This window comes from Variovorax sp. HJSM1_2, assembly GCF_049316285.1.
Classification (GTDB): domain Bacteria; phylum Pseudomonadota; class Gammaproteobacteria; order Burkholderiales; family Burkholderiaceae_C; genus Rhodoferax_B.
The window spans coordinates 433,840-455,252 of record NZ_JBMOXA010000001.1; the positions used below are offsets into that span (position 1 = coordinate 433,840).

At 64.3% G+C, this 21,413-nt stretch carries 17 protein-coding genes and 1 riboswitch; of the genes, 10 read left to right on the forward strand and 7 right to left on the reverse strand.

The genetic code is table 11. The features are described 5' to 3' along the window. Positions 1-106 precede the first annotated feature (106 nt). Positions 107-472: a DUF4148 domain-containing protein gene (locus ACFQ95_RS01995; protein WP_422829113.1), complete on the forward strand. Its 366-nt coding sequence runs from the start codon at positions 107-109 to the stop codon at positions 470-472. Positions 473-551: 79 nt separating this feature from the next. Here ACFQ95_RS01995 and ACFQ95_RS02000 read toward each other — a convergent pair whose 3' ends face one another. Beyond that, positions 552-1,541, reverse strand: a complete 990-nt coding sequence (locus ACFQ95_RS02000) for an alpha/beta fold hydrolase (RefSeq protein ID WP_422829114.1) — start codon at positions 1,539-1,541, stop codon at positions 552-554. A 193-nt stretch (positions 1,542-1,734) separates the two neighbouring features. Here ACFQ95_RS02000 and ACFQ95_RS02005 point away from each other — a divergent pair, with 193 nt between their 5' ends. Further along, positions 1,735-2,676, forward strand: coding sequence for an alpha/beta fold hydrolase (locus ACFQ95_RS02005; RefSeq protein ID WP_422829115.1), 942 nt, complete (start codon positions 1,735-1,737; stop codon positions 2,674-2,676). A 35-nt stretch (positions 2,677-2,711) separates the two neighbouring features. Here ACFQ95_RS02005 and ACFQ95_RS02010 read toward each other — a convergent pair whose 3' ends face one another. Beyond that, entirely contained in the window at positions 2,712-3,392 is a 681-nt protein-coding gene (locus ACFQ95_RS02010; protein WP_422829116.1) for a LuxR C-terminal-related transcriptional regulator, read from the reverse strand. 259 nt (positions 3,393-3,651) lie between these two features. On the opposite strand from ACFQ95_RS02010, the gene ACFQ95_RS02015 reads away from it, so the two are divergent. Both ACFQ95_RS02015 and ACFQ95_RS02020 read left to right on the forward strand, forming a co-directional pair. After that, complete coding sequence (locus ACFQ95_RS02015) at positions 3,652-4,686, forward strand: hypothetical protein (protein WP_422829117.1); 1,035 nt, start codon at positions 3,652-3,654, stop codon at positions 4,684-4,686. A gap of 72 nt (positions 4,687-4,758) precedes the next feature. Next, a complete protein-coding gene (locus ACFQ95_RS02020; RefSeq protein ID WP_422829118.1) occupies positions 4,759-7,569 on the forward strand; it encodes an ATP-binding protein in 2,811 nt (936 codons plus the stop codon). A gap of 123 nt (positions 7,570-7,692) precedes the next feature. Here the strand turns inward: ACFQ95_RS02020 and ACFQ95_RS02025 are convergent, their stop codons facing one another. Together ACFQ95_RS02025 and ACFQ95_RS02030 are read right to left on the reverse strand one after the other, a co-directional pair. Next, positions 7,693-8,304, reverse strand: a complete 612-nt coding sequence (locus ACFQ95_RS02025) for a protoglobin domain-containing protein (protein WP_422829119.1) — start codon at positions 8,302-8,304, stop codon at positions 7,693-7,695. A 162-nt stretch (positions 8,305-8,466) separates the two neighbouring features. Continuing rightward, a complete protein-coding gene (locus ACFQ95_RS02030) occupies positions 8,467-9,459 on the reverse strand; it encodes a Bug family tripartite tricarboxylate transporter substrate binding protein (RefSeq protein ID WP_422829120.1) in 993 nt (330 codons plus the stop codon). Positions 9,460-9,654: 195 nt separating this feature from the next. Continuing rightward, a riboswitch (cyclic di-GMP riboswitch) is annotated at positions 9,655-9,766 on the forward strand. A 180-nt stretch (positions 9,767-9,946) separates the two neighbouring features. On the opposite strand from ACFQ95_RS02030, the gene ACFQ95_RS02035 reads away from it, so the two are divergent. Beyond that, positions 9,947-11,755, forward strand: a complete 1,809-nt coding sequence (locus tag ACFQ95_RS02035; RefSeq protein ID WP_422829121.1) for a methyl-accepting chemotaxis protein — start codon at positions 9,947-9,949, stop codon at positions 11,753-11,755. Continuing rightward, the gene (locus ACFQ95_RS02040) at positions 11,755-12,276 is read left to right on the forward strand and encodes a chemotaxis protein CheW (RefSeq protein WP_422829122.1); all 522 of its coding nucleotides are present in this window, start codon (positions 11,755-11,757) and stop codon (positions 12,274-12,276) included. The genes ACFQ95_RS02035 and ACFQ95_RS02040 overlap by 1 nt, the downstream gene beginning before the upstream one ends. 16 nt (positions 12,277-12,292) lie before the next feature. Here ACFQ95_RS02040 and ACFQ95_RS02045 read toward each other — a convergent pair whose 3' ends face one another. After that, positions 12,293-13,288 (reverse strand): SLAC1 anion channel family protein, encoded by a 996-nt coding sequence (locus ACFQ95_RS02045; RefSeq protein WP_422829123.1) that lies wholly within the window; start codon positions 13,286-13,288, stop codon positions 12,293-12,295. Between the two features lie 136 nt (positions 13,289-13,424). On the opposite strand from ACFQ95_RS02045, the gene ACFQ95_RS02050 reads away from it, so the two are divergent. Continuing rightward, positions 13,425-14,378 carry a GlxA family transcriptional regulator gene (locus ACFQ95_RS02050; RefSeq protein WP_422829228.1) on the forward strand — a complete coding sequence of 318 codons (954 nt, stop codon included), beginning with the start codon at positions 13,425-13,427 and terminating at the stop codon, positions 14,376-14,378. A gap of 66 nt (positions 14,379-14,444) precedes the next feature. Here ACFQ95_RS02050 and recJ read toward each other — a convergent pair whose 3' ends face one another. Together recJ and ACFQ95_RS02060 are read right to left on the reverse strand one after the other, a co-directional pair. After that, complete coding sequence (gene recJ, locus ACFQ95_RS02055; protein WP_422829124.1) at positions 14,445-16,157, reverse strand: single-stranded-DNA-specific exonuclease RecJ; 1,713 nt, start codon at positions 16,155-16,157, stop codon at positions 14,445-14,447. Continuing rightward, the gene (locus tag ACFQ95_RS02060; protein ID WP_422829125.1) at positions 16,154-17,137 is read right to left on the reverse strand and encodes a phosphoglycerate mutase; all 984 of its coding nucleotides are present in this window, start codon (positions 17,135-17,137) and stop codon (positions 16,154-16,156) included. The genes recJ and ACFQ95_RS02060 overlap by 4 nt, the downstream gene beginning before the upstream one ends. Positions 17,138-17,213: 76 nt before the next feature. Between ACFQ95_RS02060 and ACFQ95_RS02065 the strand changes: the two genes are divergently transcribed. From ACFQ95_RS02065 to ACFQ95_RS02075, 3 genes are all read left to right on the forward strand, one after another. Further along, on the forward strand, positions 17,214-18,470 hold the full coding sequence (locus ACFQ95_RS02065; RefSeq protein WP_422829126.1) for a lipoprotein-releasing ABC transporter permease subunit: 1,257 nt from the start codon (positions 17,214-17,216) through the stop codon (positions 18,468-18,470). Positions 18,471-18,589: 119 nt separating this feature from the next. Continuing rightward, a complete protein-coding gene (gene lolD / locus ACFQ95_RS02070) occupies positions 18,590-19,276 on the forward strand; it encodes a lipoprotein-releasing ABC transporter ATP-binding protein LolD (RefSeq protein WP_422829127.1) in 687 nt (228 codons plus the stop codon). 375 nt (positions 19,277-19,651) lie between these two features. Further along, complete coding sequence (locus ACFQ95_RS02075; protein ID WP_422829128.1) at positions 19,652-21,406, forward strand: patatin-like phospholipase family protein; 1,755 nt, start codon at positions 19,652-19,654, stop codon at positions 21,404-21,406. Positions 21,407-21,413: the final 7 nt, after the last annotated feature.

Below are 21,413 nucleotides of genomic sequence, written 5' to 3' on the forward strand. Positions count from 1 at the left end.
GGAGCTTGGTGGCAGCGGGACACTCAAGAGCGCGCGGGATTCCGCGCGTTTCTCGACGCTTTTTATCGCTGTGCTCTGCTCTTGGTGGCCTCGGAGCACGGTGTCCGTGTTTCGCAGTGCCACTCAGTCCATCGACAAGGAAACGATCATGATCCGCTCAAAAAATACCGCCATGGCTTTATTCGCCGTGGCATCCCTTTCCGTGGCCCTGGCGACCTCCAGTACTTGGGCGGCCGACGATAGCGGGCTGCCCAAAGCCAAGCCCGAAGCGGGGACACCCAAGACCCGTGCGGAGGTCAAAACCGACCGTGCCAAGGCCGCCAAGGACGGCGAACTCAACCAAAACGCCAACGCCAACCTGATGGGCGATAAAGCCAGTTCGGCAGAAAAGAAAACCCGCGCCGAAGTGAAGACGGAAACCGCGGTAGCCAAAAAATCCGATGGCGGGACCCTGAAGACACCGAAGAACTAAGTGCCGGTTCGCCCCGGGCGCAGAGAAAAGGGGAACGCATGCGTTCCCCTTTTTGTTGGCCGCCCAAAGCGAGCTGTTCTCAGCGTTTCAGAAAGGCCAGCAGATCGGCGTTGAGCTGTTCCTTGCTGGTGTCGCCCAGGCTGTGTGTGCCGCCCTTGTAGATCTTCAGTTCGGCGTTTTTCACCAGTTTGGCCGACAGCATGGCCGAGGCGCCTATGGGCACGATCTGGTCGTCATCACCGTGGATGATGAGTGTGGGCACGTTGAACTTCTTCAGGTCTTCGGTGAAGTCGGTCTCGGAGAAAGCCTTGATGCAGTCGTAGGCATTTTTGTGCCCGCTCATCATGCCCTGCATCCACCATGATTGGATCAAGCCTTGCGACACCTTGGCCCCAGGCCGGTTGAAGCCAAAAAACGGCCCGCTGGCGACATCCAGGAAGAACTGGGAGCGGTCGGCCAGATAGGCTTTGCGAAAGCCGTCGAAGACCTCGATAGGCAGGCCTCCGGGGTTGGCCGCAGTCTTGAGCATGATGGGTGGCACGGCACCCATCAGCACCGCGCGGGCGACACGCTGCGTACCGTGTCGGCCGATGTAGCGTGCGACCTCGCCGCCGCCGGTCGAGTGGCCAATCATGGTCACGCCTTTAAGGTCCAGGGCGCTGAACAACTCGTTCAGGTCGTCGGCGTAGGTGTCCATGTTGTTGCCGTTCCACGGCTGGCTGGAGCGGCCGTGGCCACGTCTGTCGTGCGCGATGCAGCGGTAGCCATTGGATGCCAGGAAGAACATTTGTGCCTCCCAGGCGTCCGAGCTGAGTGGCCAGCCGTGGCTGAAACTGACCACGGGGCCGCTGCCCCAGTCCTTGTAGTAGATCTCGGTGCCGTCTTTGGTGGTGAAGATGCTGCCCATGGCGGGATGTCCTTTCAAAGAGTGCCGCGCTGCGGCTGGGTTTGCGGGAACAGGGGTACTGGCCAGCGCCGGCAGCGCCATGCCGCCGACGGCACTGGCGCCGGCCACCAGGTATTGGCGCCGCGACAGGGCGGGAAAAAGAGCAATCTGTGGCTCGGACATGAAGAACTCTCCTGTGGTTCGGATGAGGCCAACCGTGTGGGGCCCGGGCTTTGCGGCGCAGGCCAAAGAATAGGCAGTCGCCCGCGCCCTGCCATCTCTCTTTGGAGTGATGAACCTTGGGTAGATGGCAGCGCAGCGCGCCAGTGACAGCATGGCCAACTGGCGCTGTTGCCACCTGATCGAGGACCCGACCATGCTGCTTCGTTTGCACCCCTTTCGCTCCCCCGCCTCAGGCATGCCGCTTTCCAGCGCGCTGAGTGGTTCGCAGGCTGCCACACCGGCAGCCAGCCCCACGGCGACGGCGCCGACCCAGCATGTGCTGGTCGACGGCCAGCAGATTGCGTACCGCGTGATAGGGCCGGAAAAGCCGGGCCTGCCGCTGCTGCTGCTGAACCGCTTTCGCGGCACCATGGACCATTGGGATCCGCTGCTGATCGACTTGATCGCCGCGCACCGACCGGTGCTGATGTTTGATCAACCCGGGTTCGCACGCTCTTCCGGCTCGGCACCCACATCGTTGCCGGCGTTCGCGGCTTCGGCGGCGCAGACGCTGGCGGCCCTGGGCCATGGCCAGGTCGACGTGCTGGGCTTTTCCATGGGGGGCACGGTGGCGTTGCAACTTACGCTGGACTATCCGGGGCTGGTGCGCCGGCTCATCGTGGCGGGCTCTGGTCCGGGCTTTGTGCCAGCGGTGCCGGCGGCGGAACAAACGGTGGCCAGCGAGGTGTGGCCAGTGGCCACCAAACCGGTGAATGACGAGCAGGACTTTCTGTTCCTGTTTTTTGAGAAAACACTCAGCAGCCAGGCCGCCGGCCGTGCCTATCTGGCCCGCCTGCAGCAGCGCCAGGATGCATTTGCAAAGCAGGTCGAGGCCGCCGCCTGGCAGGCGCAATTGACGTCGGCCCAGGCGCTGGGGACGGAAGCCAGCAGCTTGCTGCCACGCCTGGCACACATCAGGCAGCCGGTGCTGGTGGCCAATGGCCGCCACGACATCATGGTGTCCACTTATGCCTCATATGCCATGGCCCAGGTATTGCCCAACGCGCGCCTGGTGATCTACCCGGATGCCGGGCACGGCTTTCTTTTCCAGTATGCACAGTCTTTTGCAGACGAGGTGCAGCGGTTTCTGCACTGACCTGCGTCGGGCGTTGTCGATCTTGCTCGGAAGGCTTAGACCGAGGTCTGTCCGGCACGCCTGCGCTGATGGGTTGGCATAGACAACTCGGTGACCAGGCCGCGCACCACGGCGATGCCCAGGGCCTGCATGCGGCTCTGGGCGCCGAGTTTGCCCAGAATGCTTTTCATGTGGGCTTTGACGGTACCCAGGGCCACGCCCATGTCGGTGGCAATTTGTTTGTTGCAGTGGCCGTGGGCCAGATAGTTCAAGACCTGCAATTCGCGGCTGGTGAGGGCTTCACGCATCAGGCTTTCGGCCACGGAGCGTGCCGCCGCCTGACACAGATAACGCCCACCGCGGTCTACCGCACGAACCCCCTGCACCAGATCATGCAAGCTGCAGCGCACCAACATGTAGCCGGCGACGCCGTTTTCCAGCGCCCAGCGCACGTCGGGTTCACGGTGCTGCAGCGCCAGCACGATGATGCGTGCCTCGGCCAGCGGCGGCGACAGGCGTTGGTGTCCGCGCTGCTCCAGCAGGGCCAGGGCGTTTTGATGGTCGGTCACGACAACATGCACGGCTGGCGCACTTTCGACGGTGGCCATAGGCTGCGTCGTGCCGGCCTGCACGGCCAGGTCCTCATGTGCACTTAGCGCAGCCACCACGCCAAGTTCAATCAGTGGCTCGGCATGCATCACCAGGACGTGGATGGGATTGCGGCTGTTGAGCGACATGGTGGTACTCCAAGAACCTCTAGCTGTCCTCACCGTTGGCTGAGTTTGTGGTGGCGCGGATCAGGGCAAACCACATCCTCGCGGCGATCAGGGCGACACGCCAGTTATGCGTTGAAAAGACTTGTCAGCAGGCTGCGTTGGCGCGCGGTTTTCAACACTTAACAAGGCTTAACTTGTGGTCTGCCGGGGCCAAGGCCATGCTCCGGGGCTGCAGCGTGTTTGCGGCATTTCCCGTCCCGTCATTTCCATCGCAGGTTTTATGCCCGAAGCTCGGCTCGCTGGTGAAAAGATCTTCGCGCCATTGGTGCTGGGGGCGTTTTCGCTTGCACACCGGGTGGTGATGCCCGCCATGGCGCGCGGGCGCGCTGCGCCTGCGGGCGGTGTGCCCACCCCCATGATGGTCAGTTACTACGCGCAACGCGCCACGTGCGGAGGTCTGATCGTTTGTGAACCAGTGGCGGTCAGCCCCGGCATGGATGACGGCCGTTGCCCCGGCCTTTATTCGGCGGAGCAGGTCAACCATTGGCGTGGTGTGACGGATGCCGTGCACGCGCGCGGAGGCCTGGTGCTGGCGCAACTTGGCCATGGCGCGTTGCGCCAACCCCTGGAGCTGGGCGAGGTCGATGGGGTGCTTGAAAGTTACCGCAATGCGGCCGAGAACGCCGGTGATGCCGGCTTTGATGGTGTTGAGTTGCATGCCGATGCGGACTTCATGCCGCAGGCTTTCTTCAGCCCCTCGACGGATCATGCACCTGCAACACGCGCTGCAGACGCCAGCCCCCGTTGGGATCTGCTGCAGCAAGTCACCCAGACCTTCATCGGCGTCTGGACTGCCGCCAGGGTTGGGGTTTGCCTTGCCCCCTTCAGCGGTGTTAGTAACCTGCACCGGACCACGAACCCCCATAACGCTGTCTGCACGGCTGTCGCCGCGTGGTTGGGGCAGCAGCACACGGCCTATCTGCACCTGCTGCTGCCGCAGGGCATGGGCAGGGATGGCAGCCCACTGGAGCATGATTGCCAAACCATGGCGGCGCAACTGCGCAGCGCATTCGGCGGGGCGCTGATTGTCGGTGGCGACCTGAGTGCCAAACAGGCCTGCGCGCTGCTCGATGCCAGCTTGGCCGATGCCATCGCGTTCACGCTGCCGTTTGTTGCCAATCCCGATCTGCCACAGCGCCTGCGCCTGGGCATTCCATGGGCCAGCCCCGTGCCTGTCGATTTCGGGGCGGGCGCTGAGCTGGGTTACACCCATGACCCGGCCGCTGCGGGGAGGGATTCAGATGCATGCATTTGATCTGGCTTGCGATGCCCTGGTCCCTCGGACATACTTGCGCCCCATGCCCAAGTGTGTGCTCCTCCAACAGCCATGAATCCGACCGCCAATCCATCGGGGGCCGAGTTCTGCTTTGGGCCGTTCACACTGTTGCCTGCGCAACGCATGCTGCTCAACCACGGCGAGCCGGTGCGCCTGGGCAGCCGCGCCCTGGACCTGTTGATCTTGTTGGCCGAGCGTGCCGGCGAAGTGGTCAGCAAGGAAGATCTGATCTGCCGGGCATGGCCCCACGCGGTGGTGGAAGAGGCGGGCCTGCGTGTGCACATGGCCGCCTTGCGCAAAGCCCTGGACGAAGGGCGTTCCGGGCTGCGCTACATCACCAATGTGCCGTTGCGCGGTTATTGCCTGGTGGCGCCCGTCACCCGGCGTTCCGTGGCCGGTAGTCTGGCGTTGCTTCCCGCGGCGGCCACGGCTCCGCCCGTGCACCTGCCGGCTTTGTTGACCCGGCTGATCGGGCGCCGCGATGCGGTGGACACCCTCATGGCTGCGGTGCCGCGCCGCCGCCTGGTCACGCTGGTGGGGCCGGGTGGCATGGGCAAGACCACGGTGGCGCTGGCGGCGGCCGACGGCCTGCGCGGGCACTACGCCCACGGTGTGCGCTTTGTTGATCTGGCGTCGATTACCGATGGTGCGCTGGTCCCCAGCGCGTTTGCCGCCGTGCTGGGCATTCCCCTGCATTCCGACGACGCCGCGCGCGACGTGATTGCGTGGTTGGCAGACAAGTCCGTGCTGGTGGTGATGGACAACTGCGAACACGTGGTGGCCTGCGCTGCAGCTTTTGCCGAAGCCCTGCTGGGCGGTGCTGCCGGCGTGCACATCCTGGCGACCAGCCGTGAGTCGCTGCGCGCCCGAGGCGAATGGGTGCAACGCCTGACCTCCTTGGCGATACCGCCGGCCACAGCGCAGTTGAGCTGCGAGCAGGCCCTGGGTTTTGCCGCCTTCGAGTTGTTTGTCGAGCGTGCGATGGCCAGCTCGGACGGCACAGCCTTCACCGATGAGGATGTGCCGCGTGTGGCCGAACTTTGCCGGCGGCTGGACGGCATGCCTCTGGCGATAGAACTGGTGGCGGCGCAAGTCGGGTTTTTTGGCCTGGGTGGTCTGGTGGAAAAACTGGACGACCATTTGTCCCTGCCCGTGTTAGGCCCGCGCACCGCACAGCCGCGCCATCAGACCCTGCACGCCACGCTGAGCTGGAGTTATGAACTGCTGTTGCCGGCCGAGCAGCGGGTGCTGATGCGGCTGTCGGTCTTTCGTGAGCGTTTTACGCTGGCGGCGGCCTTGAAGCTGGCCGCCGATGGTGATGATGCCCCAGCGCAGATGCTGATGAACCTGGTCAGCAAGTCGCTGGTGGTGGCCGATCCGGGCGACGGCACCGTGCACTACCGCCTGCTGGAGACCACGCGCCACTACGCGGCCGAACAACTGGCGCAAAGCGGCGATCAGCAGGAGATTTTTCACCGGCATGCGATGTATTGCCGTGATGTCGCGCAGGCCGCGGCCGCGGAAATCGAAACCATGGTGCCTGCGCGTTGGCGTGAGCGCCATGGCCGCAGAATCGATGATGTGCGTGCCGCACTGAACTGGGCGTTCCAGCAGCAGCAACCGCCGGAGATCGGTGCGCAGCTGGTCGCGGAATCCCCCGCGCTGTGGTTTGGGCTTTGGCTGGTGAAGGAGTATTTGGGGCGTTTGTCCCAGGCTTTGGCCAGTCTGCCCGCTGCCTCCATAGGGCAGAAGTTGGAGATGCAGTTGCTGGTGGAGTATGGGCAGGCCAGCATGGCCATGCGCGGCGGCAACACCGAGGGGCTGGCCGCGTTGTCGCGCAGTGCCGGCATTGCCAGCCAGTTGGGCCACACCGACTACCAGTTGCGCGCACTCTGGGCCAGTTTCGGCGGGCAACTGCTGCGCGGTGAATACACCACGGCACTTGCCGATACCGAGGTCTACGGCCAGGTGGCCGCCGCCAGGAACGACACACAGGCGGTGTTCATCTACCACCGCATGAAAGCCTTGTGCCTGCATTTCCTGGGCGACCAGGCGCAGGCCTTGGTGCATGCCCGGCAGTCGCTTCACCCGGCGACGTTCAGCATCCGGCATGCCAATGGCAACGGCTACCAGTTCGAGCATAGGCCGGCATCGTTGACACAACTTGCACGCATTTTGTGGCTGCAAGGTTTCCCCGACCAGGCCATGCAGGCGGCGCAGGACGCAGTAGATGCGGCCAAGGCCGTGGACCACGCCTTGTCGCTGACCTATGCCCTGGCGTACGGCGCCTGCCCGATCGCGCTGTGGTGCGGCAACGACGCCGTGGCCCAGGCCTATGTGGACGAACTACAGGAGTGTGCCGACGGCCATTCGCTGGTGTTCTGGCAATCCTGGCCACGGGTGTACCGGGCGGCCATCCTCAAGCGTGCCCAGCCTGCGGGCCAGGCCGGTGTACTGGATGAGTCCGGCATACAGATCAGCCAGATCGACACCCTGGCGACCCTGCATCCCGACTATGTGGGCGCCGCCGCCGTGGCACGAGCGCAGGCCATGGTGAACGCCTGGTGCGCACCCGAAATACTGAGGGTGCAGGGCCTGCGTGCCTGGCGTGTGGCTGGTGAGCGCGGTGCGGGCGAAGGTTTGTTGCGCCAGTCCATCGCTCTGGCGACCCAGCAGGGCGCCACCGCATGGCGCTTGCGCAGCGCCACCGATCTGGCGGAGCTGCTGTACGAAAAGGCGGCGCTGGATGAAGCACGGCTGGAGTTGCTGCAGGCACTGGCGCATTTCCAGGAAGGTGGCCGCACCGCCGATGTTTTGCGTGCGCGCCAGGTGGCGCAGCTGTTGGCGCCGCAAAAGGTCTAGCCGGCTCATGGCCTTCTAGCGCCCGGCCAGCGGCTGGGCGTCCAGCACATGCAAGACGAAGACCGCCCAGGCCGCGATCACCGCCAGTCCCGCCAGCAGGTGCTGCATGTTGCGCCACAGGCGTCAATAGTCTTGTGCCGGCACATAGGCCTGGGCCCATAAAGCCGCCGTCAGCGTGACCGCTTTGAACCAGGCGAGGTGCATGTTCTCCACGTCTTGTGCACTGTGGCCTTTTTTCGCCAGGAACGGTTTCATGGTGAGGCTCAGCGGCACCACGAAAGCGATGAGGTAGCGCAGGTGAATCACCTCCGAGGGCGAGGCCACGCCGTCGGTCTTGTTCTTTTTGTGCCGGGTATGCCGCAGGCCGATTTCGTACTGGTAGTCCAGCCAGGCGCGGTCGTAGTGGGCATGTGTGGTGTCCAGAATCCACGCCGCAAAGCGTTGCCGTACGGCTGCAAGATAGGCCGCATCCGGCGTACCGGACGGACCATTGAAATAGCGCAGCAAATGGGGGTTGGCGCCGACGAAGCCATACCAGACGTCCAGCACGTCTTCCACCTGGTCCGCCAGAACTTCAGCCGCCATGCGCAGATGGCGCAGGTCATCTTCCGAGAACAGCAGTGTTGTTTTCAGCAGCGCAAAGTCCTGTTCACTCATGGGTGAATGTGCAGAACCGGGCTGGCCCAGGGTGTAGCCGGGGATGTTGCTTGCGGCCGTGGTGTGGGGTGGGTTCATGGCAGTCCTTTTTTCAGACGAGGAAGCGAATTGCTTCTGTCGCCAGAATGCCGTCCCAGTGCACACCGCGCATCACCCCTGCTTGTGACACCGGCCTATCCCCAAAGGGCATTCGCGGGGTGGGGTGTTGAGCTTGGGTGATCACACTGCCACCCAACGGTTTTAGCGCCGCGCATTGCCGCCGTCGGCACCCTTGTTGGCGAGAAGCTGCCGATAACGTTCGATCTCGCTGTCCAGAAACGCCTGGGCTTGCGCCACACTGATGATGGGGCCGGTTTCCAGTCCGCTTTTGTCGAACTGGCTGCGGACTTCGCCGTCAGCTAGCGTCTCCTGCAGCGCCGTATGCAGGCGTGCAACGGCTGCGGCGGAGGTGGCGCGTGGCACCACCAGACCACTCCAGCTGCGGTGCTCCAGGCCTGGCAGGCCGGTGGCTTCGGAAAGTGTGGGCGTTTGCGGGAAGTTGCGGTGGCGCTGGCGCGAAGCAACTGCCAACAGGCGTAGTTTTCCGGCGTTCACCAGGTCGGGTATGCCTGCCGCCAGCGGCACAAACGCCATGTCGACCTGGCCACTCAGCAAGTCCTGCAGCAAGGGCGCAATGCCGCGGTAGGGCACATGCAGTACGTTGACGCCGCTGCGGCTGGTCAACTCCTGCGCCAGCAACTGCGAATTGGAGCCCATGCCGTAGTTGCCAAAGCTCAGGGGTTTGAGGTCGTGCCGCGCCTGGGTCAGGGTGTCGGCCAGGCTGAGCAGGGGCAGGGGGCCCGCCACCACCGCCATCGCGGTGCTGGCGATAGGGCCAACGAGGCGAAATTGCGCCGGGCTGAACCTGATGTCGCTGTTCACCATGGGCGCCAGCAGCAGGTCGCTGTCCGTGCCTATGGCCATCTCCTGGCTGTCGCCAGGGGCCGAGGCCAGGCGCTGCAATCCTATGGCGCCTGCTGCACCCGAGATGTTTTCTATCACCACATCGTGCAAGAGGCTGCGCCGCAAGCCCGGGGCCAAAAGCCGGGCCTGGTAATCCACCACGCCGCCGGCGGGGTAGGGCACGATCAGCGTGATGGGTTTGGTGGCCGGGCCTTGTGCCGCCGCCTGCAGCGAAAGCACGGCCGTGAGGGCCAGCACGGAGAGGGTTTTGAGCAGGGTGAAGGTTTTCACGGTACGGGCTGTGGTTGTCAGAACGTGTTGACGATCTCAGGGCGGTGACGAATGTAAGGGTTTCCGCAGCCAAGCAAAAGCCGGCTGGCAGGCGGTTGTTGTTCAACCGGTAAAACAAGTACCGCTGCCAATGCCGAGTGGCGCCGAGGGAGATGTTACAAATCGTACAAGCTTGGGCAAACCCTTTAAAATGCGCTTTGTCATGGGCACACCCGATCGAAAGACGGGGTCGCAAAGCTACCGGTCTACGGCTTGTTGCAGGCGCATCTTCGCGTCAAACAAGAGCCACGACAGCGGAGTTGCTGACTGCGGAACGGCTTGATGCAAGCTTCTCCGGCCTTCCACAGGCCACGCGCCACCGGCGCTTCCGCTGACTGCACGACCCTTTCTCCCGACTGTTTTTGCCACGATCCGTTCCTGGCATGTGCGCGAATGCCTGGATGAAGGTGTTCTTCTGCTTCGCGGGCAGGAATTCGAAAGATTTGAGATGAAATTGAACGATATCCGCGTCACCCATAAGTTGTGGGGCACGATACTGGGCCTGCTGCTGGTGTTGTTGGCGGTAGCCGCGTGGACGCAGAGCCGTTCCACCCAGACCATGGAAAAGGCCTTGGCGGATGTGCAGTTGTACGAGGCCAACATCACCTCGGCCCAGCGCTGGCAAGGGCTGACCGAGACCAATACCGAACGCTCGCTCGCGGGTATTGCCAGCACCGATCCAACCATTGAAAAGTTTTTCCAGGAGCGCCAGGACGCCGGCAGCCTGTTGATCACCGACGTCAGCAAGAAGATCCGCGAACGCCAACTGTCCGATGCCGACAAAGCCGCTCTGGCCAAGGTTGGTGACGCGCGCGGTGTGTTGCTGGGCACGTTGAAGCGCCTGCCCGAAGTCAAGGCCTCGGGTGACGCCGAAGCGCGCCGCAACTTCGCGCTGAAGGAGTTCCTGCCCACCTCGGCCGCTTACATCGAAGCGCTGAAGGCCTTTGTCAAGCTGCAGGAAGATCAACGCGACAAAGCCCTGGAAGAAGCCGTTGCGGCGCGCCGTGCGGTGGTGATTGGCGGGTTGGTCAGCGCCGTGGTGGTGATTTTGATCGCCGTTGGTTTGGCGCTGATGCTGGTGCGCTCGATCACGCGTCCCCTGGCGCAAGCCGTGGATGCGGCGCGTGCCATCAGCGATGGCGACCTGACGCAAACCGTGCGTGTGGACCGCAAGGACGAATTCGGCCAACTGCTGCAAGCGCTGGCCGGCATGACCGAGCGCCTGCGCGGCCTGGTGTCCGAAGTGCGCACCGGTGTGGAAGAGGTGTCTACCGCTTCGACCGAAATCGCCAATGGCAACCACGACCTCTCGGCGCGTACCGAACAAACCGCCGCCAACCTGGAAGAGACCGCGGCCAGCATGGAAGAGCTGACCAGCACGGTCACGCAATCGGCCGACACCGCACGCCAGGCCAACCAGTTGGCGGCCACGGCAGCCGATGCGGCCAGCCGTGGTGGCGCGGTGGTGGGCGACGTGGTGCAAAGCATGCAGAAGATCACCGACTCGTCGCGCAAGATTGCCGACATCATTGGGGTGATCGACGGCATCGCTTTCCAGACCAACATCCTGGCGTTGAACGCTGCCGTGGAAGCCGCCCGAGCCGGCGAGCAAGGCCGCGGCTTCGCCGTGGTGGCCTCCGAAGTGCGCAGCCTGGCGCAACGCAGCGCCCAGGCCGCCAAGGAAATCAAGACACTGATAGGCGCCTCGGTCGAAACCGTGGAGCAGGGCTCGGCCCAGGTCAGCCAGGCCGGCGAAACCATGGGCGAGATCGTCACCAGCGTGCGCCGTGTGTCCGACCTGATTGGCGAAATCACCGCCTCGTCGGGCGAGCAGCGTGACGGCATAGGCCAGGTGAACCAGGCGGTGAACAACCTTGACCAGATGACGCAGCAAAACGCTGCCTTGGTGGAAGAGTCGGCCGCTGCCGCATCGGCGCTGCGCGACCAGGCCCAGCGCCTGGCCGAAGTGGTGGCGGTGTTCAACGTGGGCTCCAGCAGCAACGTCCGCGCTGCGGCGGTGAAACCTGCTGCGGCTTTCAAGGCGCCCGCCAAGGCCAGCGCGCCGGTGGCGGCAAAAGCCCCGGCGCCTGCCGCCAAGGCTGCGCCGAGCAAACCCTTGGCCAAACCGGCCGCAGCCGCGGTAGCGGCGGCACCGACCAAACCAGCGCCCACAGCCCCCGTGGCTGCAGCGCGACTCACTTCTGCCAAGGCGCCTGCCGTGGCAGCCGGTTCTGATGATGATTGGGAGACCTTTTGATGCGTGGCCTTGATTCCGGTTTGAATGCCGCCGTTGGCAAATCGTCCAGTTCCGCTGGCCAGTACCTGAGCTTTCACATCGGTGCCGAAGAGTTCGGCATCGACATCCTGAGCGTGCAGGAAATCCGCTCCTACGAGCAACCCACACGTATGCCGCGGGCCGGTGACGACGTGCTGGGTGTGGTCAACCTGCGTGGTGTGATCGTGCCCATCATCGACCTGCGCATACGCCTGGGCAACGCACAAGCCGTGTTCACCACCTCGACCGTGGTGATCGTGCTCGACCTGCGCACCCACGTGGTGGGGGTGGTGGTGGATGCGGTGAACGATGTGGTCTCGCTGACGCAAGAGATGCTGCGTCCAGCACCCAGCCTGAGCGGCCCGGTGGACACGGCCTATATCAACGGCCTGGCCCAGGTGGAGGAACGCATGTTGATGCTGCTGGACATCCACACGCTGCTGCGTGACACCAGCACCGTGGCCGCTGAAATACGCACACCCGCAGAGGCCTCAGTCGCCTGATGCCAGGTGTGCGGGCTCATCTGAACAACTTGCCGCCCAGCACGAGCTGCAAGGTGCGCAAGGTCAGCACGGCCAGCACCCCGCTCAACAGGCCTAGCAGCAAGGTCGCCAGTAACCAGAGTGGCTGGCTGGCACGGAATTCTGCGTAGCGCAGCGCCGCGTTGGCGAGTGCTGCCATCGGAAAGCCCACCGCCCACCAGGCGGGGGTGAAGGCCACGCTTGGGCGGAACACTTTGGGCGCCAACACGGCGAACATGAACAGCCCGAAGTAAAACAACACACCAGCGAAGCGGTCCACACCGCCCGTGATGTTGCTGTAGGCGAGAAAACCCACCGCAAAAGGCGCGACCAGAATCATCAGCGATGGTGTTATGCCCAGCGCCAACGGGTCGCGGTGCACCAGGCGGCTGACAATCATCACCAGCAGCACCAGCGCCAACACCGCGCCCACGGCGCCCGCCATCAGGTTCAGCTCAGCCGCCCAGGCCATGGGCATGTGTGTGCCTGTCACCGGAATGTCGAGTGTGGCCACACCAGGGATCAACATGGCCGGCACGGCGTGCGCCGCATCCACCTGGCCTTTTAACAAACGCGACATGGCCAACCAGCTCAGGGCGAACGTGCTCAGCACACCTGCGAGCCAGATGCCCCGCGCCAGCGGCGCGTTGTGTGGCTCCACCACGGCTGACAGCAACAGCAGGCTGATGACGATGGTGCCGAAGAAGTTGCCGGCCACCGGGTGTTGGAACTCGGCGTAGACGGCGTCGGCGTGTCGGAGCAGTTTGCTCAGATAAGCAAACGACACCAGCACGAAGACGGCTACGGCAAAGATGCTGATGGCCTCGGCCAGCCACGCCGGTGCGCCCAGGCTGCGGTGCGCCAGCCGCCACGCCAGGGCCAGGCCGCAAAGGCTCATGACCGCGCCGAACAGGTTGACCGGCAGATGGCGCACCGAGGCGCCGCTGCGCGCACTCAACACCGGCGCGGCAGGGTGGGTGGATGGGCTTGACACAGTGGCTTCCTTTGGCAGAATTTGCAGATATTGGTAGTTTCTGCCAAACCCTGAACGGCGTGTTGGCCAACGCAAGGCGTTTTCAGCCAATCCGTGGGCCAACTCTGCCATGCCCGCCATATTTTCTGTTTGTGCCATGCGTATCGCCATACTTGCTTTTCCGCGCTTCCAACTGCTGGACGTTGCCGGGCCCGCAGACGTTTTTGCCGAAGCTTCGCGCCAGCTCGTCCAGCCGCGCGCCTACCAGGTGCAGCTCATCAGCACCGGCGCGGCCATGCTCAAGAGCAGCAGCGGCATGTGTATGGCGGTGGATGCGACGGTGGCCACGCAGCGCGGCCGTATCGACACCTTGCTGGTGGCCGGCAGCCCCTGTATTGACGACATGGCCGGTGATGCCGACCTGCAGCGCTGGCTACAGCGCCAGGTGCGCAGCGTGCGGCGTTACGGCTCGGTCTGCACCGGCGCTTTTGTGCTGGGGGCGCATGGCTTGCTCGATGGCAAGCGTGTGGCAACACACTGGAATTCCACGGCCCGCCTGGCCGCAAGCTATCCGCGGGCGAGTGTGGAAGCCGACGCCATTTACGTCAGGGACGACAAGCTGTTCACCTCGGCCGGTGTGACGGCGGGCATGGACCTCGCGCTTGCCATGGTGGAGGATGACCATGGCCGGGAGCTTGCGCTGCAGGTCGCACGCCAGTTGGTGATGTTTCTCAAGCGGCCGGGCGGGCAAAGCCAGTTCAGCGCACACCTGGCGGCGCAAACCTCGGAGCGTTCGGCGGTGCGCGAGGTGCAGGACCACGTGTTGACGCATCTCAAGGAAGATCTCTCGGTGCCGGCGCTGGCGCTGCGCGCGGGTATGAGTGAACGCAGCTTCGCGCGCATCTTCCGCAGCGAGGCCGGCACCACGCCGGCCGAGTTTGTCGAGAACGCGCGCATAGACGCGGCGCGCCGCATGGCCGAAGAATCCGATGTGCCGGCCAAGCGCCTGGCTGATGCGGTGGGCTACGCCAGTGTGGACGGTTTTCGGCGCGCCTTCAGTCGTCGCCTGGGCGTGAGCCTGCAGGAATACCGCAGGCGTTTTGCGCGGTAGAGCTGCCCGGTCAAAACCGGCGCAAAGGCTGCTGGGGCGAACCGGGGTCGGCTGCCCGGCGCGGGCTCAAGGCCCCTCCATACCTTCCACCAGAAAACGCACGCGGCGCTGGCCCTGCCATTCGTCGGCATCCAGCCTGAAGGCCAGCCTTACGCGTGGCGGCAACATTTCGGTGTGGCCAAACCACATGCCGTCGACCGGCTGGCCCTGGTGCTTGAGTTTCAGCGCCAGGTGTTTTTCTCCCACCAGGCGTTGTGACACCACTTCAATCTCCTCGCTGAACACCGGCGGCGCAAAACCCTGGCCCCAGACTTCGTGGTGCAGCGTGTCGACCAGGTCGATGCGCCGGTATTCGGGGTTCAGCGGGCCGTCCGTGGCCAGGCGGCGGGTCAGCGTGGCGGCATCCAGCCACTCTTGTGCCACCTGCGCCAACGCTTCTTCAAACACTTCAAACTGCTCTTCGTTTATGGTGCAGCCCGCCGCCATGGCGTGGCCACCAAAACGCAGCAACACACCGGGGTGGCGCTTGGCCACCAGGTCGAGTGCATCGCGCAGGTGAAAGCCGGGGATGGAACGGCCCGAGCCCTTGAGTTCGTGCTCCTTGCCCGGTGCCTGTGAAGACGCGAACACGAACGTCGGGCGGTGCAGCTTGTCCTTGAGGCGCGAGGCGACGATGCCGACCACACCTTCGTGGAAGTCGGGGTCGAAGACACAAATCGCCGGCGGTGGCTCGTCGCCTTCTTCAAACAGGGATTCGGCGATCAACATGGCTTGTTCGCGCATGCCGCCTTCGATCTCGCGGCGTTCGCGGTTGATGCCATCGAGCATGCCGGCGAGTTCGGCGGCGCGGCCGGCATCGTCGGTCAGCAGGCATTCGATGCCCAGCGTCATGTCGGCCAGGCGGCCGGCGGCGTTGATGCGCGGGCCCAGCGCAAAGCCAAAGTCGAAGGTGGTGGCGCTGGCGGCGCGCCGTCCGGCGGCCGTGAACAAGGCCGCCATGCCCGCGGGCAGCGCGCCGGCGCGTATGCGGCGCAGGCCTTGGGCGACGAGGCGCCGGTTGTTGGCATCGAGCTTGACCACGTCGGCCACCGTACCCAGGGCCACCAGTGGCAAAAGGGCATCCAGTTTGGGCTGCTGGGCGGCGGTGAAGGCATTGCGTGCCCGCAGCTCGGCACGCAGGGCCAGCAGCACGTAGAACATCACGCCCACACCGGCAATCGATTTGCTGGGGAAATCACAACCGGGCTGGTTGGGGTTGACGATGACCTCGGCCTGCGGCAATACCGCGCCGGGCAAGTGGTGGTCGGTCACCAGCACCTGCAGGCCCAGTGCCTGTGCCTTGGCCACACCTTCGACGCTGGCAATGCCGTTGTCCACGGTGAGCAGCAGGTCGGCTCCGCTGTCTTTGACACGTTGGGCGATGGGCGGGGTCAGGCCGTAGCCGTCGACCACGCGGTCCGGCACCAGGTAGGCTACGTCTGGCGCACCCAGCAGGCGCAGGCCGCGCACACCCACGGCGCAGGCCGTGGCGCCATCGCAGTCGTAGTCGGCCACGATGCAGATGCGGCGCTTGGCGGCAATGCTGTCGGCCAGCAGGGTGGCGGCCGCCTGCGCGCCCTTGAGTGCGCTGGGCAACAACAGGCGGCCGAGTGCATCGTCCAACTCATCATGGGCCAACACACCGCGTGCGGCATACAACTGCGCCAGCAAGGGGTGCACACCCGCCTGCTCCAACGCCCAGGCCGCGCGGGGTGGAATTTCTCTTACTGTAATTTTCATAGCTGCTCTAGCGCGCTGGATATGCTCGGGGGGCTAAAAATATTCTTGATCTTCTGGCGCAGGCCGATGGCGCCTGAATGGTAGCTTTGGGCGCTGCGTTCGCCGCACAGGGTGAGTCGCACGGCGGCACCCGTGAGCATGCGTTCGCGCAATGCGGCGCAGGCGCTGGCGTCAAGCTGTTGCCATGCGTCCATCCAGGTGCCGGTGTGGCCGCTGCGTGCGGCTGAGGCCAGGGCGCGCGGCACGGTGGGCATGGCCGTTGGTGCGACGCTGCTGGCCAGGGCGCCGCTGCCGCTGATCCAGAACGAGTTGACCGGCCGCTGGCGCTGCTGCGTGCGGGCGTCGTTCACCGCGTGGGTGTAGAGCAGCATTTGCATCTCGTTCTGCAGACGGCGCAGCGCGCGTGCACCGGCGCTGCGCGGCAGCCAGTCGTCCACCCGGCGTGCGGCCACGCGGTCGAGCGCGGCGGTGGGCAGGTCGCGGAACACCTCACCCTGTGCCAGCCAGGTGCCGGGCGCCAGGTAATACAAGGCCAGTCCGTCCTCTGCAAAGTAGGGCTGCATTGCGGCCAGCAGCGCGCGTGACTCGTCCTCGCTGAGCTGCAGTTGCTCCGGGTCTTCCATGGCCACGTGGGATGTGGCCAGTTGCCAATGACAGGGCGTGATCAGGGCCCAGCCCTGGCCCGGTGTCGCGTCGGCCCCGCCGAGTTGGGCTGCTTGCAGCGCCGCCCAGGGGATCAGGCCGTCGCCAGCGGGCGGCAGCCCCATGGCCTGGGCCAGCGCGCGTTCGTGCGGCGGGGACAGGCTTTCTTCGCTGCCCACATCGGCTGGGCCGGCTTGCAGCCGGGCAAGCAGCCAGGCGAGGTTGGGTAACTGCAAACGGCTCCAGTCCATGGCAGCCGCTTCGGGCTGCAGATACAGGCTGGCGTAGGGAATGAGCAGGTGCGACGGATCCGCCGGGATCAACATATTGGGAGACATAAGGGGGGCATTGTCCGGGATGCCACAATCTCTGCCTGACGCGGGCAGTTTTTGCCCCCACATTTCTTCAAGGCCAATGCTCATTCCCTACGAACTGCTAGTTGGCTGGCGCTATACCCGCGCCGGTCGCGCCACCCGGCGCAATGGCTTCATCTCGTTTATTTCCGGTGTTTCCATGCTCGGCATCGCGCTTGGCGTGGCGGCGCTGATCATTGTGCTCAGCGTGATGAATGGCTTCCAGAAAGAAGTGCGCGATCGCATGCTCAGCGTGGTCTCGCACATCGAGATTTTTGCGCCCAATGGCGAAGCCATGCCCGATGTGAACCAAACCATACAAGAAGCCAGGCAAAACCCGGCCGTGGTGGGCGCGGCCCCATTCATTGCCACCCAGGCCTTGCTGGCGCGTGGCGACGACATGAAGGGCACCATCGTGCGCGGCATAGACCCGGCGCTGGAGCCGCAAGTCACCGACGTCGCCGCCGCTGAAAAAAACCAGGGCATCAAGCGCCTGGTGCCGGGTGGCTTTGGTGTGGTGCTGGGCATTGAACTGGCACGCAGCATGGGGGTGCGCGAGGGCGATACCGTGACGCTGATCGCGCCCAGCGGCCAGGTCACGCCGGCGGGTGTGGTGCCGCGCCTGAAGCAGATGACCGTGGTCGGCACGTTTGATTCCGGCCACTACGAATACGACTCGGCGCTGGTGATGGTGCACATGGACGATGCCGCACGCATCTTCCGCCTCGAAGGCCCGACCGGCGTGCGCCTGCGCCTGAAGGACCTGCACCAGGCGCGCGAGGTCGCCGATGAACTGGTGCACACACTCAGCGGCAAGCTGCTGATCCGCGACTGGACGCGGCAGAACCGCACCTGGTTCTCGGCCGTGCAGCTGGAGAAACGCATGATGTTCATCATCCTCACGCTGATCGTGGCCGTGGCCGCGTTCAACCTGGTGAGCACCCTGGTGATGACCGTGACCGACAAACGTGCCGACATCGCCATCCTGCGCACGCTGGGCGCCAGCCCGCGCAGCATCATGGGCATCTTCATGGTGCAGGGCGCCATGGTCGGGGTGATAGGCACACTTGCCGGTCTGGCCTTGGGCCTGGGCATTGCCTACAACATCGACGTGATCGTGCCGGCGCTGGAGCGCCTGTTCCAGGCCAGCTTCTTGCCGCGCGACGTTTATTTGATCAGCCGTATGCCCAGCGACCCGCAGCAGGCCGACATCATGCCCATCGCCATCATCTCTTTGGTGTTGGCTTTCCTGGCCACCATTTACCCCAGTTGGCGCGCGAGCCGCGTGAACCCCGCTGAGGCTCTCCGCTATGAGTAACTTGCTGAACACCCCCAGTCTTCGCGCACTGTGTGTCGCTGCGCCAACCCCCTTGCAGGGGGCAACACCAGCGGCCCCGCAGAGCCGGTTCCGCGGTGTTCACCACGAGGGAGCAATGCATGACTGAAGCGTCCGAAGTGGTTCTGCAGGCTCAGGGCCTGACCAAGCGGTTCACCGAAGGCCGTTTGGATGTGACGGTGCTCAAGGGCATAGATCTGCAGGTGCATGCCGGTGAGACGCTGGCGATTGTTGGCGCCTCGGGTTCCGGCAAAAGCACCTTGCTGCATTTGCTGGGCGGGCTGGATGCACCGACCAGTGGCAGTGTCACGCTGAAAGGGCAGGCGCTGGCCACTTTGAGCCCGGCCGCGCAAGGGGCCATGCGCAACCAGCACCTGGGTTTTGTCTACCAGTTCCATCACCTGCTGCCCGAGTTCAGTGCGCTCGACAACGTCGCCATGCCGCTGTGGATTCGGCGCATGACACCCGAAGCCGCGGCGCAGCAGGCGCAGCAGGCCTTGGCTGCGGTGGGCCTGACCGACCGTGTTCACCACCGTCCGGCCGAACTTTCGGGTGGCGAGCGCCAGCGTGTGGCGATTGCGCGTGCCCTGGTCACCCAACCGGCCTGTGTGCTGGCCGATGAACCCACAGGCAACCTCGACCGCAACACCGCCGACGCGGTGTTCGAGCTGATGTTGAAGCTGGCGCGCGACCATGGCACAGCCTTTGTGATGGTGACCCACGATGAAAGCCTGGCGGCCCGGTGCGGCCGCAGCATGCGCCTGAACCTGGGACAGTTCACAGGCTGAATGGCCTGCCTTGCCGCCGCGCGGTCAACGCGGCTGCATGGTTTTATGCCGTGGAAATCCTGGCCTGGCTTCAATTGATGCCGCAATCTGCAGGTGGCTCCGTTTGACACGGCCAATTGGCACTTGAATACGTTCAGATCAATGTTGTTGATCAGTCACGTCGTGTAGACAAATCCTGTGTTCGCGTTGGATGGGCGCGCATAAACTGTTGTAATCCACTTGAGTTTTGGTCAGGTGATGACCCTAGAATGCCTGCCCCACACACCACAATGGGCGCTGCACACACGGTCGCTGAGTTCTTCTGAAAAGAGGGTTCCAATGGTCGGAAAGACGAAGTTTCGGGCTCGAGTTCTGCAAGTCCTGCGGGATAGCCGCGTGTTCGGCAACCTGGACGACCGCCTGCTGCAAGACTTGGCCGGGGTGCTGGAACTACAAGAGGTCAGTGGTGGCAGCCCGGTGGTGCGCGAGGGTGATACCGCCGACAGCATGTTTTTTGTGGTCAGCGGGCGCTTGCGTGCATCACGCCGCATGGCCGACGGCACACTGCTGCTGTACAACGAAGTGCGCGTCGGCGAGAGTGTGGGTGAAGTCGGTTTGATCCTGCGCCAACCCCGTACGGCGGATGTGATCGCCGTGCGTGATTCGGCGGTGGCAGTGCTCAACCGCGTGGACTTTGAAGCCCTGGTGCTGCGCCACCCGCTGGAGCTGAACCGGGTTTTTTCACAAGCCATTTTTGACCACTTGCGCCACACCGCCCAGGTGGTGCATAAGCAGCAGGCACAGTCGTTTGTGGTTGTGCCTTTGCACGAAGGCGCCGGTGCGGACGAACTGGCCCGTGGCTTGGTCGAAGCGCTCGCCAAACAGGGGCGGGTACACCATCTCACACCCTCGGGTGAACACGAGCGCCAGGCGCGCCAGGCGGATGCCGAGCACAGCCACGACCGTTTCGATGAACTCGAAGAAGACTTCGACTTCCTGGTCTATGAAGCCGACCCGCTTCCCACCGCATGGACACGGCGTGCCTTTCGCCAGGCCGACCAGGTGATTTTTGTGGCGGCCGCCGATGCCTCGCGTGAACCGGGTCCGCTGGAGCAGCAACTGGTGAGCGAGCCGGGCTTTGCCATGAAGCGCAAACATCTGGTGGTGCTGTACCCCACGCAAACCTACCGACCGCAGTCCATAGGGCTTTGGCGCAAGGGCCGCGAGCTGGAGCGGGTGTACCCGGTGCGCCGCCAGAATGCCGCAGACTACGGTCGACTCGGCCGGTTTCTGCGTGGTGCCGCCGTTGGGGTGGTGCTGGGTGGCGGCGGGGCGCGCGGCTTTGCGCATCTGGGCGTGCTGCGTGCGCTGCACGAGGCCAATATTCCGATCGACCTGATTGGCGGCAACAGCATGGGCGCGCTGATAGGCGCGCAATACGCCTGCGACCTGAGCCTGGACGAGATCCGCGAGCAAACCCAGCGTTTTGCCGCGGGCGGTGAGCGCTTGACGCTGCCGTTGATCTCGCTGGTGTCCGGTCGGCGCGTGCAGCGCGATTTGCGTGCGATGTTCGGCGCCACGGAAGTTGATGCCTTGTGGCGCCCATACTTCGCTGCCGCCTGCAATCTCACCAAGGGCAGCACCACGGTGCAGGAAACCGGCCCGTTGTGGCGCGCGGTGCTGGCCAGCAATTCGCCCGCCGGCTTGTTCCCGCCGGTGTTGCACCAGGGCGACCTCTTGGTCGATGGCGCCATTCTGGAAAACGTTCCGGTGGAGGCCATGCGTATGCGTCTGGGCACACCGCTGGAAAAGCGCCGCGGCAATGGCACCATCATCGCAATCGATGTGGATGCGCGTGAAGAGATGAGTGTCGACCCCTCGCTGAGCCGGCTTTCGGTGCGCAGCACTTTGCGCGGCTATTTTTCCAAACAGGGCCAGAGCACGCCCGGCATTGGCCAGATCCTCTACCAGGCCGGCCATGTGGGCGGCTTGAACCAGCGGGCCAACACGGTTGCGCAGTCGGACCATTACCTGGAGCCGCCGGTGTCGGAGTTTTCCTTGATGGCTTATCGCCGCGCCCCGGAGATTGCCGAGGTTGGTTATCGTTATGCCCTGGAGATGATGGCTAAATGGAAAAGCCTGGATCTGTAAGGCGGGC